Consider the following 14,983-nt stretch of genomic DNA (forward strand, 5'->3'; position numbering starts at 1 on the left):
GACCGGGCGGGGCGACTTCTTCTTTCGCACCTGTAAGTTACATCCCGCGACCGGTCCTTGCAATGGCGAGGACGTGACATGGCTCTGAAAACCGGTGCAAATCCGGAAGTCGTCTCCGATACGCCGGAACGCGCAATGAGCGGCCGCATCACCGGTACCGATGAAGGACCCACCGGCTCCGACACCGAGTCCCTGCTGCCAAACGCCCGCCCGGGGGGCGGAGATGGCGGCATCACCGGTGCCCACGTGACGGTCATCACCGCACAAAGCCCGCGCCGGCTGTCGAAAGGATTTCGACTGGATGGCGATGATCTCGTCAAGCTGCCGGGGGGCAATTTGGTTTCGGGTTCGATCGAATACGGCACTATCGCGACGCTGGCCGATCTATCCAGGCTCCTGAAATCGCTTACGCCTGCGCAGGCTTTGATCTACGGCAAGCCAAGGAACTCCGCGCAACGGCTCATTACGCGTAAAGCTTTTGCGGCGGCCGGCCATTCGGAAGGGGTCACGACCCGGACGAAAGAGGCGTTCACGTGGCCGTCCGGCGCGGGCGTGCTCATGCTCGACTACGATCCCTGCGCGGATGGCGTTGCGCTTGACCGCGACGACCTTGTGGGAAAGATCCGCACCGCCGTGCCGGGGCTGGCATCTGCAGCAATGCTTTGGTGGCCGTCTGCGTCATCCTGCATCTATGCCGGCGCGCAGGAGTTGCGCGGCGTAAAGGGCCAGCGCCTCTACATTATCGTCACCGACGCGACCGACATTCCGCGCGCCGGCAAGGTCCTCGTCGACCGCCTTTGGCTTTCGGGTCACGGGCATATCGAAATCAGCGGCTCGGGCGCCATGCTGGAGCGGACGCTGATCGACGCGTCGGTCTGGCAACCGTCGCGGCTTGATTTTGCCGGCGGGGCTGACTGCGGGCCAGGCCTGGAGCAACGGCGTGGCGATCCCGCCATCATCGAGGGCACGGCCGAACGCCTCGATACGCGTGCCGCGCTGCCGGCGCTCGGTAGCGACGAACTCGCTCGGCTGGCACAGATCAAGGCCGATGCAAAGCGCGCCGCCGCGTCCGAGGCGGAGCGTGCGAAGGAGAAGTGGGTTGAAGAGCGGGTGCAGGAAATGCTTGCGCCCGAGACGTGCATAGACCCCGAGGCGAGACGGGCGGCCGCGGGATCCGCCCGCCAGGCGTTGGAACGCGGCGTTCTCGGCGGTGACTTCCTGGTGCCGGTAGAGGTACACGGCGAAGTGGAAATGGTCGCGGTCGCCGCACTGCTGGATGACCGAGACCGTTACCACGGTGCGCTGACCCGCGATCCCGTCGAGCCGGATTACGATGGGGGGCGGCTGGTCGGGCGCCTGTTCCTGATGCAGGCAGGCCCGGTGCTGCACAGCTTCGCACACGGCGGTCGCACCTATAAGCTACATCGCGCGCCTGCACGCGTGGAACTGGTGAAGGGACACACCGCCGAGGCCGCAACGGCTACAATCGACCTGTTGCGTCATGATCCGGTGACTTTTGACTTCGGCGGCCAGCTAGTCGTTGCGGATAATGGTCGCCTCCATCCCCTCTGCGAGCATGGCCTTGCACATCACCTCGGGACCGTAACGCAATTCTGGAAGGCTCGTCCGAGCGGCGACGGCATGAAGCCGGTAGATTGCGATCCGCCGGCCGCGCTTCTGAAGCAGATCCTTGCCCACGGCGAGCGCCGCCAACTCAAGCCGCTGGAGGCCGTCATCACCGGGCCCACAATACGCCTGGACGGAACCCTACTGTCGGAACCAGGTTACGATAGCGTCACCCGACTTCTGTTCGACCCGGTGGGCGAAGAAGTGCCGGTCGTTCCGCTGCAACCGAATCAGAATGAAGCCGCCGAGGCACTTGAGCGGTTGTTGGAGCCGTTCAGGTCATTTCCGTTCGTCGATGCCGCGGCGCGCGGGGCGCTGCTGGCCGCGCTCTTGACGGCTGCCGTGCGCCCGATCCTTCCGACCGCACCGGCCTTCGCCTTCGACGCGCCGATCCAGGGGTCAGGCAAGACGTTGTTGGCGTCGTGCGTCGGCGCTTTGACGAATGGGAGGACGCCTGACATCTGGCCACACACGCAGGGCCGCGACGATGAGGAAGTTCGCAAGCGGCTCTTCACTGCGCTGCGGACCGGTAGTCGGGCGTTGGTCTGGGACAACGTCACCGGCGTGATGGACAGCGCGAGCATGGCCGCGTTCATCACTTCCGAGGCGATCGTGGATCGCGTGCTGGGCAGATCGGAAAGCATCAGGATTCCGAACCGTGCGCTGCTGATCCTGACAGGCAACAACCTCTCGCTTGCCGGCGATCTGCCCCGCCGCGTCATCACCTGCCGCATCGATCCTCAGACAGACGAACCCTTCGCCCGGCAATTCGGCCTGGATCCGCTGGCGCACACGCTCGACAACCGCATCGAAATGCTGGCAGCCGCCTGCACCCTGATCCGCGCGCGCTTCACACATCTCGATACGCCTGCGTTGGGCCGGCTGGCCTCGTTCGAGGCTTGGGACCACCTTGTCCGCCAGACAGTCGTGTGGGCCAACCGCGTTCTGCGACCAGGTGCGTTCGGTGACCCGATGGATCTTGTCCGTGCGGCACAGGCCGCCGACCCCGCGGCAGATGCCCTGTTCGCGCTCCTCGCAGCCCTGCATGAATGTTTCGGTAGGGAGGAGTTCTCGGCAAAGGATGTGATGCGCCAAATGGGAAGGGACTTCAGTCAGACGCCCATACAGATCGCGGTCGCGGATTTGGCCGGCGACCGCGCGGTGCGCTCCGCGCGCAGCCTCGGACGCGTCTTGCAGTTCCGAGAAGGGCGGATCGTAAACGGACTGCGCCTTACAAGCCGTCAAGACAGCAGCGCCGGCGCGCGCATCTATCGCGTATCACGCACCGATGAAACGCCAAATGGCTAGGATATGCGGGTTTGACGGGTTTGACGGGTTTCTTGTCAACCGGGAAGATTCAGCCCCAGCACCCCATCATGGTGAAGGAGGGGAAAACAAACCCGCCAAACCCGTCAAACCCGGATAGCGGAATGTTCAGTATCCGGTTTTCCAGTTGATTTCGAAAAAACGTGCAGCGGAGGCACCATGGGCGGAAGAGGAAGTGGTCGGCATCGCCAATTCGGTTCATGGGACACGGAGGATTTCAGGTCTCTCGACGTGCGCTGGCTCAAACGGGAAGGGCTGCTCGAGCCCGGTCGCATCGCGCAGGTCACGTGGTCCCGACGCGACAGGGTGACCGGCGAGATTGGCATCATAGCCGAAAGGGGCCGGATCATTCTCGACTACCGCCAACGGCCGCGCGGCGGCGAGTGGGAAACGTTGTCCTACCCTGTGGACCTCGTGGAAACGCCCTGCAATCTCGGAGGCGCGCGTCCATGGTTCCTCTGTCCCAATCCGGGCTGCAGACGGCGCGTCGCCATCCTTTACGCGGATCGGCTCTTCGTCTGCCGGCATTGCCTGTCGCTGACCTACCCCTCGCAGCGGGAAGACGCGACGGACCGAGCCGCCCGACGCGCCGATCGGATACGCGATAAACTGGGCTGGAAGCGAGGCATCCTGAATGGCCCCGGTTGGCTGAAACCCAAGGGCATGCACTGGAAGACGTTCCAACATCTTTGTTGGAAACACGATCTGTTCGCGTCGAGGGCGCTTGCCGGCATGAGGGAAGACCTGGATCGCAGATACGGTCGACGGTGACATGCCACTCGTCAATTCAGCCGGTTCCAAAAGTCGCTAGGGTCACGACCCATCGATCTGCTTGAGGCCACCCGGCCTGCGTGATTCAAGCTCCCGGACTGACCGGGGGTGATGATGAGCAGTCTTTTCTGGCTGACGGATACGCGGATGGCGCGTCTGGAGCCCTACTTCCCAAAGTCCCATGGCAAGCCAAGGGTCGATGACCGACTGGTTTTGAGCGGGATTATCTTCATAAACCGCAATGGGTTGCGCTGGCGTGACGCGCCAAAGGAGTATGGTCCCCACAAGACGCTCTACAATCACTGGAAGCGCTGGAGCAAAAGGGGTGTCATCCCCGCGTGGGCGGGGAACAGACTACATCCCGCGGCCGTCCTCCAGTGGTTCCCGGGTCATCCCCGCGTGGGCGGGGAACAGATCGCCGCAGCACGTCCGCGAAGGCCTGCGCGCGGGTCATCCCCGCGTGGGCGGGGAACAGGAGTAGGTCTCGGGCGCATAGCTTTCGCCCACCGGGTCATCCCCGCGTGGGCGGGGAACAGACGGCGCGGAAGTCCGCACTTTTAGACGCGGACGGGTCATCCCCGCGTGGGCGGGGAACAGAGTGAGATTTCCGTAAAATATCCGGGGAGCGACGGGTCATCCCCGCGTGGGCGGGGAACAGCTGGTCGCGCTGCAGACGACCATCGTGCAGTTCGGGTCATCCCCGCGTGGGCGGGGAACAGCTGGGGGTTCCCGCGATCTGGGCTGCGGTGAACGGGTCATCCCCGCGTGGGCGGGGAACAGCGCGATCTGCGTGGCCGTGATCCAACGCCCGCCGGGTCATCCCCGCGTGGGCGGGGAACAGGCTGGTCGAGATGTTTCTGGCGGATACTGCAACGGGTCATCCCCGCGTGGGCGGGGAACAGGAGTCGTGGAACCGCAAGCCGTCCACACCGGCCGGGTCATCCCCGCGTGGGCGGGGAACAGGCGCCAGCCCTCACGGCCATGCCGACGATGACCGGGTCATCCCCGCGTGGGCGGGGAACAGATGTGCAGCGCGACATAGCGGTCGCGCACCGGCGGGTCATCCCCGCGTGGGCGGGGAACAGCCCAGCCCCGAGGCCGCGCCGCGCAGCATTGCCGGGTCATCCCCGCGTGGGCGGGGAACAGAGAACTACATGGCTGACCTGATCGCGGAGCGCCGGGTCATCCCCGCGTGGGCGGGGAACAGGCACCAGGCGGCGGCGGCGGCCTTGCGCGCCTCGGGTCATCCCCGCGTGGGCGGGGAACAGGTGGCCGCAAGCGCCTTGCCGAACTCCAACTGCGGGTCATCCCCGCGTGGGCGGGGAACAGGACCACAGCGCCACGTCGGAATAATCCTCGGCCGGGTCATCCCCGCGTGGGCGGGGAACAGGCGCGCCATGCCGCATCCGCCGCCGCAGCCGTCGGGTCATCCCCGCGTGGGCGGGGAACAGCGTGTCGCCCCGTCGTCACCGGCCCCCTCTCCCGGGTCATCCCCGCGTGGGCGGGGAACAGAACGGGTCGTCATCCTCCATGCCGTGCTCGGCCGGGTCATCCCCGCGTGGGCGGGGAACAGCGCGGCGGAGGCAAGTTGAACGATATCGCCCACGGGTCATCCCCGCGTGGGCGGGGAACAGGCGGCATGGTCTTTGGGATGTACAGGATAAACCGGGTCATCCCCGCGTGGGCGGGGAACAGGTGGCCGACGCCGGGTCCGCGATGTCCGCAATCGGGTCATCCCCGCGTGGGCGGGGAACAGCGCCGGATCGACCCGCCCGAGCCCCGCAGCAACGGGTCATCCCCGCGTGGGCGGGGAACAGCAGGAACATCTCGCGCGGCGCATCGGGGACCTCGGGTCATCCCCGCGTGGGCGGGGAACAGCCGGCCTGCCTCGGACAACGACGCGCCAATCTCGGGTCATCCCCGCGTGGGCGGGGAACAGCATCGCTACGCTATTGGATAGCGTCGTCATGGCGGGTCATCCCCGCGTGGGCGGGGAACAGCGACGAAGACGAGCCACCCCCAGACGAAACACCGGGTCATCCCCGCGTGGGCGGGGAACAGTCACGGTCGACGCCGATCGTCATCTCGTAGGACGGGTCATCCCCGCGTGGGCGGGGAACAGGCGATCTGCGCGGTCACGATGGCCGACAGCGCCGGGTCATCCCCGCGTGGGCGGGGAACAGCGCTCCAGCCACAGCCAGACCACGCGCGCCGACGGGTCATCCCCGCGTGGGCGGGGAACAGTCTTCAACGGGGTCCTTGACGGGGCGTTCGCCCGGGTCATCCCCGCGTGGGCGGGGAACAGTCCTTGGCCGCGCCCGCGAGGCGTTCATCGAACGGGTCATCCCCGCGTGGGCGGGGAACAGTGGCCGGTCTGCCGCAGCGACGCGCTGGCGTCCGGGTCATCCCCGCGTGGGCGGGGAACAGCCCGCCACGTTCGCGGCCTGGATGCGCCTCGCCGGGTCATCCCCGCGTGGGCGGGGAACAGGCTCCAAACGGGCGGCGAATTCAACTGCATGCCGGGTCATCCCCGCGTGGGCGGGGAACAGCCAGCAGATCGGGAACCCGCGCTACGCCGCCGCGGGTCATCCCCGCGTGGGCGGGGAACAGTCTGGGCGCCCCAAGCCGCCAGCGACAGCCTGCGGGTCATCCCCGCGTGGGCGGGGAACAGGCGGTGCTGGATCAGCAGCGTCTCTATGTAGTCGGGTCATCCCCGCGTGGGCGGGGAACAGTAGTGTTTGGCGCGCTCAACGGCCCATTCGAGCGGGTCATCCCCGCGTGGGCGGGGAACAGCAGCGCGGCCGCAAACACGATAATATTGTCTACGGGTCATCCCCGCGTGGGCGGGGAACAGACTTGCTGCAGGCCCTTGATCTACCGAAAGAATCACGATGTCAAAGAGCGTACCGAAACGTCGGCCGATTCTACGGCCGTCAGCGCGGTTTTTCAGGAAAGAAGCTCACCAACTTGAGGCCGTCGAATTCCACCGGCATCCGCCGGTTCGTTCCGGCCGTGAGGAAATCGTAGCCCTGATCGGTGGGCGCCTTCCAGACCATGACCGCATCGCCGGTCTCGAGCCCGGCCAGGACCTGGTCCCAGATCATCTCGCGCGTGCGGGCGGAGTAGTCGCCGACATAGACGCCGGCGCGGATTTCGACCAGCCAGGCGGCCAGCCGGCCGCGCAACCTTGCGGGCGCATTGGAGACGACCACGACCATCATGCGTCACCTGTGTCCCGGATCGCCGGAGGGCGGCGCGTCGGGAAAGGCGGGGGACACGGCCTCGGGCGGTGGATCGGGGCGCGGCAGGTCCCCCGCCGACAGAACCTCTTCGATGGCGGGAATGATCCGGGCCAGGAGTCCGGTGCGCCGGAAGGCATCGCGGCAGGCCAGCCGCACTGCACGGTCGGGCGCCATGTCGAGCTTGCCCTTCGCGGCCTGGCCCGCGATGCGAAAGGCCTCGGGCACCACGGTCTCGAGCTTGTAGAGATCGGCGATGTCGTAGACGAAGGAAAGCGGCTTGCCCGTATGCAGGAACCCGATGGCGGGGGCATATCCCGCCGCCAGGACGGCCGCCTCGGTCAGGCCATGCAGGCAGGCGGTTGCCGCGGAAAGGCAGCGGTTGGGAATATCGCCGGCCTGCCAATCGGCGGGGTCGTAGGCGCGGCGTTTCCAGTACACACCGTATTGCCGGGCCAGAAGTGCGTAGGACTCGCGGACCCGCACGCCCTCGATGCCGCGAAGCTGGTCGATGGACCGGCGCGAGGGCGCGGCCTCGCCGAAGCGCATGGCATACATCTTGCGCACCACCCTGAGACGCGCCGCCTCGTCGAGCGCGATGGCGGCCTGCCAGAGCAGGTGGTCCGAGCGCGCCCCGCCGGGCTGTCCCGCCGAATAGAGTCGCACGCCGCCTTCGCCGACCCAGGTGATCAGCGTGCCCGCCCGCGCCGCCAGTGCGACGGCCGCATGCGATATGCGCGCGCCGGGTTCCAGCATGATCCCGGCCAAGCCGCCAACCGGGATCTGCGTGCGCGTGCCATCCGCATTGAGCGCCACGAAAGCACCGTCCGCCACATCGAGCCTGGCGCGCTCGACGAAAACGAGCGAGGCGCGATCCTTCAACGGGATTGGCCGCGGCGGCGGCAAACCGGGAAGGCCGCCACCGCTCATTGCGCCCGGCGGATCAGCATCAGGCCGCAGCCGAACGCTTTGGCGCGGCCGAAGCCGCGGGCCAGCCGCGCGAGGAAGGCGTCGGGGTCGGTCACCTCGATGCGACCCTCGAGATCCAGAATGCCGAATTGCGGCTGACCCTTGCGCGGGCCGCGATGATCGGAAAGGGCCACGGTCGAATAGTCGCCGGCCGCCGCCCGCACGACCTTGAACCCCGCCGCCTCGCCCTGCCGGGCAAGCCAGGCCGCGCCTTCCCGCCCGGCCACCCCCATTCGCGCGGCGGCGCGCGCGCCCTGAGGAATAGCGTGCAGCGCGTCCATCACGACATCGACGCGGCGCTTGCCGTCGCGTTTCGTCCGTGTCGCATTGGCGCGCAGAACGAAGTCGAGCATCTGGCCGGGCGCAAGCACCGGCGCGAATTCCTTGACCTCGTGCGGCTCGAACAGATCCATCGCGAGAGGCGGACGTTCAGACAGTGTGAGGAATGTCCCGTCCCGTTCCTCGCGCCACAGGAAATCGCGGCGCCGGTTGGGGCCGTCGGCAAACGCCGCCCACAGAAGACCGTGGTGCGCCGAGCGGCGCGGCCCGGCCTCGGTCGGCATCAGCAGCCCCGACAGGGCCTGCGCAGATGGGCTGCGCGACAACCGGATGCGGCTGAGATAGAGGCTCATGACGCACCTCCCACGGTGATCGCGACATCGCGAAGCGCCACGCGACGCGGCGCGAAATGCCAGAGCGCCCGGTCGCGGGGAACATCGTGGACCTGTTCGCGAATGGCGTCGTCCGCCGTCGCATCACAGATCAGGGTGCGGGCGATGGCGGGGGCGCCAAACCGATCGGCGCGGCGCCAAGGCGGAAGGGTCAGCTGCGACAACGCAGACTCGGGGCTTGCCGCCTCGATCACCTTTGCCCCCGGCGGAGCGGCCAGCGGACATGACTTGCGGCCAAGATAGAGCGTGTAGTGCGGACGATTCAGGGCCGCCGCCAGCGCCTCCAGCCCGTCACCCCAGACCGCGACACCATAGAGCCCTCCCACCCGGTAATCGCGCAGGGTGATTGTGGTGTTGGTGCGCCCCCGCGCCGCCGCAAGCGCCTCGGGGCGTGAATTCGGCCTTTTCGCGGCCGCCGTGGGTATGGTCTCGACAGTGTGATAGTCCCGCAGCGAAGCGCCCGTATCGAAGACGGCGACGGCCAGTTCCAAAGCATCCAGCCCGGAAAAGTCGCCTCCGCGGTCGATACCCATGGCGGCGCCAAGCAACCCCAGGATCGCCGAGCGCCCCGGCCAGACCAGCGAACCGCGCCGCTCATGCCCCGCCAATTCGCCCATCGCACCAAGAGCGGCGGTCAGGCTGAACACCAGGTAGGGCTGCATCACGCCCCCCGAACCGCATCGCCTGCAAAGCGCACGACCTCGTCCAGCGTGCCGCCGACGCCGACATGCAGGACGCAGTCGGCCTCCCAGGCCTGGCCATAGGCCGCGTCGATATCGGCGCGGGCCTTGGCAAGAGCGGTCACGGAGTTGTCGAGGAAAGGCGGTTTCCTGACGGGCTCGAAAAAGGCGCCCGACAGGTCGCGCGGGGCCTGCGGCCCTTTCTCGGCGAGGACATAGTGGGCGCGGGGATGGTGGGCAAAGCTGTTCTGCTTGCCGCGCGGGGTGGTCTGCGCGATGGCACGCGCCAATGCCTCGGCCGCCTTTGCCGCGAGGTCACGATCGCCGGCGAGGTTCTCGATCAGCAGGTCGGCGTTCACGCAAACATACTGATAGTAGACACCAGACCCGAAAGCGGTCTCGCCCAGGTGGCCAGCCCCGGTTTCCTCGGCCTTGTTCAGATCGTCGACGGCAGAATACCAGTCTTCCTCGGCCTGCGCGGGATGGGTGGTGATGGCATGGGCCACCTGCACGGCCGCGTCGCGGTTGAAATCGGCATCATCGGCCAACATCCGTCCGAACATCGCGATGTCCACCGCACCATCGGCCCGGCGAAGCACCAGCTTCTTCAGGTCCTTTTCCTTGGGCAGGTCCTCGCCCGCGATGATCTTGCCCGCCAGGCCCTCGGCCAGTTGCCATTCCTCGGGAGAGATGAAGGCCAACGTGGTTGCGACCCGGCTTTCTTCGCCTTTTTTCGGCGTTTCAAGCTTGCCGAAGATTGCCGCCACCTGCTCGGCGGCCGCGCGAACCGCCGTTTCCTGGGCGTCTTGCCGCGACAAACGCTCGACTAGTTCGCCATAGATGCGCTTGGTGCGCGTGCCCATGTTGCCTTCCAGATCCAGCGCGAAGAAGGCGCTTTCGCGCAAGGCGCGCTTGACCGATTGCGAGGACATGCGCAGCCGCGGGCTGCCCCCGACCATCGCCTGTTTCGGGCGCCCCTGGTCGTCGCGGTTCGGGTTCGAGGGGCCATAGCTGGTCAGCAGATGGAATTGCAGAAAGGTGCTCATTCGATCGTCTCCTTCAACTCGTCCTTGGGCGCATCCGCCCCGAAATAGTGAAAACACCAGCGCGGCCGGGCGGCCTCCCAGTGCAGCAAATCACCCGCCAGCGCCGCCACATTGCAGCGCCGGTCCGCCATGACGATCGCCCGTCGCATCAGCGCGGTCAGCTCGTCGCCCTCGGCCCGCATCAGGCGCTGGAACCGCAGATGGGACAGGACCGGCTCTGCCCCTCCCAGCCGTTGCGCAAGCGATGCGCTGTCATGTTCGCGCACCTCGGCCAACAGACCGGCCAGCCGAACGAGATCCTGCGCCCGCGCGGGCCCTAGACCCAGCGCGCGCGCCAGGTCCTGCACGGCGGGTTCGCACAAGACCGCCATCGGCGCCGCCCGCCGTAGCCGGGCCGCCAGCCCACGGGCCGCGGCGCTGTCGCGCGCACCGATATGCGTGCTCCACCAGCCAAGGGCGATGGCCCCCGGCGTCTTGGCCTGATCGCTCATGCTGCTTTCCCCTTCTTTCTTGCCGGCAGTTCCATCCCGAGATGGGTAAAGATCTCACGCCCATGCTTGCCGTAACCTGCGAACGCACTGGCCAGGCCTTTCCGCGCCGTGACGATCTGCGCGATCCGGTCGGTTTCACGCCGGTCCAACCCGGGCACCGCCAGCGCATCGAACTGCCCAAGGGCCTGCGCGCGCAAATCGGCCCGCCAAGCGGGGCGCGGATCATGCCCCGCCTTCAGCGCTTGCACCCGGTGCAGGAACCGATCCTCGGTCGTGACAAAGAACGCCTCGCGCTCGGCTTCACGCGCCTCGCCGCCTGCCAGAACCGACTCCAGCGCCCCGCGCAACGCCACACCGGCAGCCTCGGCGGCAAGGATCATCCCCACCAGGCAGTCTTCGGCTTCGACGGGCAGGTTCAACAGGGGTTGAACCGACAACGTGAAATCGCGCGGCTTCATGTTGTCCATGGCCCAGCCCGCGACGACGACCGACGCCTCGCCGCCCCGCAGCCCCCAGTCGCGCAGGGACAGCGACCGTTCCGAGGTTTCGCTGCCCACCTCCTGCGCCACGACGCCCAACCAGTTGCGATAGCCGAACCGGCCTGCGCGCGGGTGTTTCGGCAGCCATTCCTCGCCCGGCTTCAGGCGGTAATGGGGGCTGAGCGGGTGTTTCCACAGGGCATAGTTCGTGCCCCAGGGTTTCTGGATCACACCGGTGATCCCCTCGTCGTCCCCGATCAGGCGCAGCCGCCGCGGCATGCCGAAGAACGCCTCGGCCCCGAAGACCCGACCCTCGGGCGGCAGGGTCTGCTGCCCCTTGTCGGAGATATTCGTCGGCCGCATCCAGGGCAGGTCGTCGAGTGTGCCGGGCGCGCCGCAGGGGACGTTGGCCCAGACCAGCGACCAAAGCCCGTCGCCCGGGTCGACCAGCGTCACAAGGGGGCCGCCGCCGCGCATCGAGGTACGGATTCCCGCCCCGCCCGCCGGGGCATGCGCTTGAAGGGCATAAAGCGCCATTGCCGCCAGCGGCAGGTCAATCCGCGGATAGCGGCCGCGGTGGACCATGAGGTCGGCATTGTTTTTTGCCGCGTTCGCCCCGGAACTGTCGATGAACAGCATGTCCACCGGGTTCGCGGCGCCCACGAGCGGCTCCAGGTCCTGAAGGAACCGCGGCCCCTCGCCCAACAGGTTGAACGCGGGCGCAAGGGGGGCCAACCGGTCCTTCAGGCGTTGCAGGTCGGGGGCCGTCCGGCGCTGCCACTCGCCGTTGTTGGCGGGCGGGTCGGCCAGAAACACCAGCCCGATCAGGAATTCATGGCAGGCGATGTTCAGATCGGGGCGCGGCCAGTCCGGGCGCAGGATGCCCGGTTCGGCCATCTGCCAGGGCGCGATCACCCGCCGCGTGCCATCGGCGCAGAGAACCGGAATCCAAGGGTTTTCGATCAAATTGAGGGGCATGAAAAACCTCCGACCGCAACGAACAGGTGAAAGGGATCACCCGAAACGAAACCTGTAAAGGCGGTTGAATGGCAGGGTGTCAGCTTTCGTCATGGAAGATCAGCCCGCGTTCCGCGTCATAGCGTAACCCCGTACAGATCGCCCCGTCTTCGGCGACCGGGCACAGGCGGTATTCGGCGCGTTTCCAGTCGGGCCATTCCCGCGTGACGGCCGCGATCTCCGGCGCCGACGGGTCGGGTAGCGGCAGGGCGTCCAGCCGGCCGATGCGGGCGGAAACCTCGGACAGCGACCAGGCCTCGGCCCCCGTCCCCTCCGCCCATGGCCGCAGGGCGCCGGCCTCCTTTCGGGCCAACACAAGCACCCGCTGCGCCTCGCCCAAACGCGTGGGATAGCGCGCGTCGTCATTGGCCTGCCCGCCGGCCCGATAGCCGGCCGCCAGATCGACGATGTTCTGCGCCGCGTGACCGCGCTCGGCGGCGCCCTGCCCTTCGGCCCTGGCTTCGGCCTCAACGAGTGCCTCGGGGACCGGCGCCGCCTCGAGCCCATGCACCGCCTCGATCAAGGCGCGCAGGCCTTCCGGTGCGTCGATCCGGCCGGCCCGGAACAGCACGTCCGCGGTACGCCACTGATCGGCGACCGGATAGACCCACGCGCCACGATCCAGCGTGCCGTGCAGCCAGCGGGCATCGACCACCTGCGCCGGATCGGACGAAACCACGTGCAAGACGGGCGCAGGCACCGGACGCGATGTGGCCGGGCGCAGGTCCATGTGCCGCCACAACCGACCGGCGCGCTGGATCAATGCCGCCATCGGCGCGAGGTCGGACACCATCACGTCGAAATCGAGATCGAGCGAGGATTCCAGAACCTGCGTGCCGACCAGCACGAAGCCTTCTCGCCCTTGCCCGTCCTTCCCCACGCGCGCCAGAACCTCGGCCTCAGTCCGCTTGCGGTCGCACAGGGCAAATCGCGCATGCAGCAGACGCGCCGAAACGCCCCGAGCGTGAAGCATCTCGACCGCGGCGATGGCATCATCCACGGCGTTGCGCACCCAGACACAGGCCGCGCCCTGTTGCGCAGACTCTGCAAGAAGATCGACCGCCTCATCCGCACACGAGAGCCGCTGGACCCCGACCGACCGCCGTGGCCCCGTCGCCTGCGGCAGGGCTGTTGGAGATGCCGCCCCCGCCACCGTCAAGGCCGGATAGGCCGGGCTGTCCGACCGACCGCCGTAGATGGCCAGCAACCGTTCACGCTGCGCCAAAGGCAGAGTCGCCGTCAGCAGGATCGCCGATCCCCCGGCCGCCCGGTGCATCCGCAGCAGCGCCTCAAGCTCGGCCCCGATATAGGGTTCCCCCAGCTCATGCACCTCGTCCACGATCAGGATCTTGGACGACAACCCGAAATGGCGCAGGGCCTGGAACCTGACCGGTAGGACCGACAACAACGCTTGGTCAATGGTCCCAACGCCGACATCAGCCAGCAGAGCGCGGCGGCGGTTTTCGGCTAACCAGTCGGTACAGGTTGCATCCTCTTCGCCGCGCGGGCCGTCGTTCACGAGATCACGGAAATCCACGGAAAGACCGGCCCGGCCATGGGCCAGCGTCAGGGTCGTATGCCGGTCGAACAGCCGGCCGACCGATCCGGCGGCCCGACGGAACATTGCATCCGCGGTGGCCATCGTCGGCAGCGCGAAGAACAGCCCCCGCCCCTTGCCCGCCAGCAGCATCCGCTGGGCCAGGATCAGGGCCGCCTCGGTCTTTCCCGCGCCGGTCTCGTCCTCGATGACGGCCAACATCGGGCCCTCGGCCAGGGCTACCTGCGCGCAGGCGGCCTGCATGGGGCGCAGTGTGAAATCGAACAGGTTCGCGTCACGGGCTGTGCCCGCTGCAAGGCCCGCTTCGGTAACGGCGTTGACCGCGATTTCCTTCGATTCGGCGAGGTACGCGGACAGTGCCGATTCTGGGGCCCGGGGTCCGAACCATCGCGTATTCGATCCAACCCAGTCCGCAGCTGTGCAAAACCCCGGCAGCCACCAGGACAAAGCCGCCACCGCACGGTCATCGGACAGCCCCTCCAGCGAGGCATCCGGCCAAAACGCACACAAGTTCTCCATCGCCTTGCGCGCATCGTCGAGGCCCGAGCCGACAGCCTGCAACGCGAGGCGGTACTCGCGGGGCCGCCGCCCCGGACACACAAGACCGCCCGTGGCGCGCTTCGGCGGCCGCCCGTGATGCCCGGCGATGGCCGCATACAGCGTTTGCCGGTGCCAGGGTGCACCACCGAGCCGTTCCCCAAGAATATGGTCCAGCTCGAACAGAAGTACTTCGGTAAGTTCCCAGTGCCGAAAAGCCTGCGGCACACCCTCCCGCAGCATCCGCCGGAAGCTGTCGCTGATCTTGCCCAGGTCGTGCAGGCCGACCAGAAGGACAAGTGCGTCCCGCAATGGCCAATCGAAGCCGAAGGGCTCGATCAGACGGTCTGCCACGGCCGCGACATCAAGCATGTGGTGGACCGCCATGTGTTCCGGAAGACCCAGAGCGTCGGCACTTTTTCCAGGCCAGTCGAGAAGCCCCATCACACTCTCCCTGTTAACTGGGCCATAAGCGCTGGAAAGACGCATGGCGATAACCCGTCTGGAAAATCGTTCAGCTCGTAAGACATGACCGAAGACCCAGCGCAGCTATAAAGTGCGACCTGCCGATCA

10 protein-coding genes, 1 pseudogene and 1 CRISPR repeat array are annotated in these 14,983 nt (G+C 67.3%); of the genes and pseudogenes, 3 read left to right on the forward strand and 8 right to left on the reverse strand.

Annotation, left to right across the window (positions count from 1 at the left end; all coding sequences use genetic code 11):
• Nucleotides 1–78 precede the first annotated feature (78 nt).
• The 3 genes and pseudogenes from EV662_RS09470 to EV662_RS20085 all read left to right on the forward strand — a co-directional run.
• Nucleotides 79–2,934 carry a hypothetical protein gene (locus EV662_RS09470; RefSeq protein WP_132461924.1) on the forward strand — a complete coding sequence of 952 codons (2,856 nt, stop codon included), beginning with the start codon at nucleotides 79–81 and terminating at the stop codon, nucleotides 2,932–2,934.
• A gap of 249 nt (nucleotides 2,935–3,183) precedes the next feature.
• Nucleotides 3,184–3,723, forward strand: a complete 540-nt coding sequence (locus tag EV662_RS09475; RefSeq protein WP_207903606.1) for a hypothetical protein — start codon at nucleotides 3,184–3,186, stop codon at nucleotides 3,721–3,723.
• A 147-nt stretch (nucleotides 3,724–3,870) separates the two neighbouring features.
• Nucleotides 3,871–3,996: pseudogene (locus EV662_RS20085) on the forward strand (transposase); the annotation flags it as partial.
• A gap of 51 nt (nucleotides 3,997–4,047) precedes the next feature.
• Nucleotides 4,048–6,577: direct repeats of the CRISPR family, unit length 29 nt; unit sequence CGGGTCATCCCCGCGTGGGCGGGGAACAG.
• 79 nt (nucleotides 6,578–6,656) lie between these two features.
• On the opposite strand, the gene cas2e reads toward EV662_RS20085, so the two are convergent.
• From cas2e to cas3, 8 genes are all read right to left on the reverse strand, one after another.
• Nucleotides 6,657–6,941 carry a type I-E CRISPR-associated endoribonuclease Cas2e gene (gene cas2e / locus EV662_RS09485; RefSeq protein WP_279533251.1) on the reverse strand — a complete coding sequence of 95 codons (285 nt, stop codon included), beginning with the start codon at nucleotides 6,939–6,941 and terminating at the stop codon, nucleotides 6,657–6,659.
• A gap of 6 nt (nucleotides 6,942–6,947) precedes the next feature.
• Nucleotides 6,948–7,844, reverse strand: a complete 897-nt coding sequence (cas1e, locus tag EV662_RS09490) for a type I-E CRISPR-associated endonuclease Cas1e (protein WP_243695819.1) — start codon at nucleotides 7,842–7,844, stop codon at nucleotides 6,948–6,950.
• A gap of 44 nt (nucleotides 7,845–7,888) precedes the next feature.
• Entirely contained in the window at nucleotides 7,889–8,563 is a 675-nt protein-coding gene (gene cas6e, locus EV662_RS09495) for a type I-E CRISPR-associated protein Cas6/Cse3/CasE (protein WP_132461928.1), read from the reverse strand.
• Complete coding sequence (gene cas5e / locus EV662_RS09500; RefSeq protein ID WP_132461929.1) at nucleotides 8,560–9,264, reverse strand: type I-E CRISPR-associated protein Cas5/CasD; 705 nt, start codon at nucleotides 9,262–9,264, stop codon at nucleotides 8,560–8,562. Before cas5e ends, cas6e begins: the two co-directional genes overlap by 4 nt.
• Entirely contained in the window at nucleotides 9,264–10,328 is a 1,065-nt protein-coding gene (gene cas7e / locus EV662_RS09505) for a type I-E CRISPR-associated protein Cas7/Cse4/CasC (RefSeq protein WP_132461930.1), read from the reverse strand. The genes cas5e and cas7e overlap by 1 nt, the downstream gene beginning before the upstream one ends.
• Complete coding sequence (gene casB / locus EV662_RS09510; protein ID WP_132461931.1) at nucleotides 10,325–10,819, reverse strand: type I-E CRISPR-associated protein Cse2/CasB; 495 nt, start codon at nucleotides 10,817–10,819, stop codon at nucleotides 10,325–10,327. The genes cas7e and casB overlap by 4 nt, the downstream gene beginning before the upstream one ends.
• Nucleotides 10,816–12,276, reverse strand: a complete 1,461-nt coding sequence (gene casA / locus EV662_RS09515) for a type I-E CRISPR-associated protein Cse1/CasA (RefSeq protein ID WP_132461932.1) — start codon at nucleotides 12,274–12,276, stop codon at nucleotides 10,816–10,818. The genes casB and casA overlap by 4 nt, the downstream gene beginning before the upstream one ends.
• Before the next feature lie 79 nt (nucleotides 12,277–12,355).
• A complete protein-coding gene (cas3, locus tag EV662_RS09520) occupies nucleotides 12,356–14,854 on the reverse strand; it encodes a CRISPR-associated helicase Cas3' (RefSeq protein WP_132461933.1) in 2,499 nt (832 codons plus the stop codon).
• Nucleotides 14,855–14,983: the final 129 nt, after the last annotated feature.

The organism is Rhodovulum marinum (assembly GCF_004343075.1).
In the GTDB taxonomy this organism is placed as follows: Bacteria; Pseudomonadota; Alphaproteobacteria; order Rhodobacterales; family Rhodobacteraceae; genus Rhodovulum; species Rhodovulum marinum.

Bases quoted from the DNA above. Each gene is read 5' to 3' on its own strand.
- EV662_RS09470 (WP_132461924.1), top strand. From the start codon at position 79: ATGGCTCTGAAAACCGGTGCAAATCCGGAAGTCGTCTCCGATACGCCG.
- cas2e (WP_279533251.1), bottom strand. From the start codon at position 6,941: ATGGTCGTGGTCGTCTCCAATGCGCCCGCAAGGTTGCGCGGCCGGCTG.
- cas6e (WP_132461928.1), bottom strand. From the start codon at position 8,563: ATGAGCCTCTATCTCAGCCGCATCCGGTTGTCGCGCAGCCCATCTGCG.
- cas5e (WP_132461929.1), bottom strand. From the start codon at position 9,264: ATGCAGCCCTACCTGGTGTTCAGCCTGACCGCCGCTCTTGGTGCGATG.
- cas7e (WP_132461930.1), bottom strand. From the start codon at position 10,328: ATGAGCACCTTTCTGCAATTCCATCTGCTGACCAGCTATGGCCCCTCG.
- casB (WP_132461931.1), bottom strand. From the start codon at position 10,819: ATGAGCGATCAGGCCAAGACGCCGGGGGCCATCGCCCTTGGCTGGTGG.
- casA (WP_132461932.1), bottom strand. From the start codon at position 12,276: ATGCCCCTCAATTTGATCGAAAACCCTTGGATTCCGGTTCTCTGCGCC.
- cas3 (WP_132461933.1), bottom strand. From the start codon at position 14,854: ATGGGGCTTCTCGACTGGCCTGGAAAAAGTGCCGACGCTCTGGGTCTT.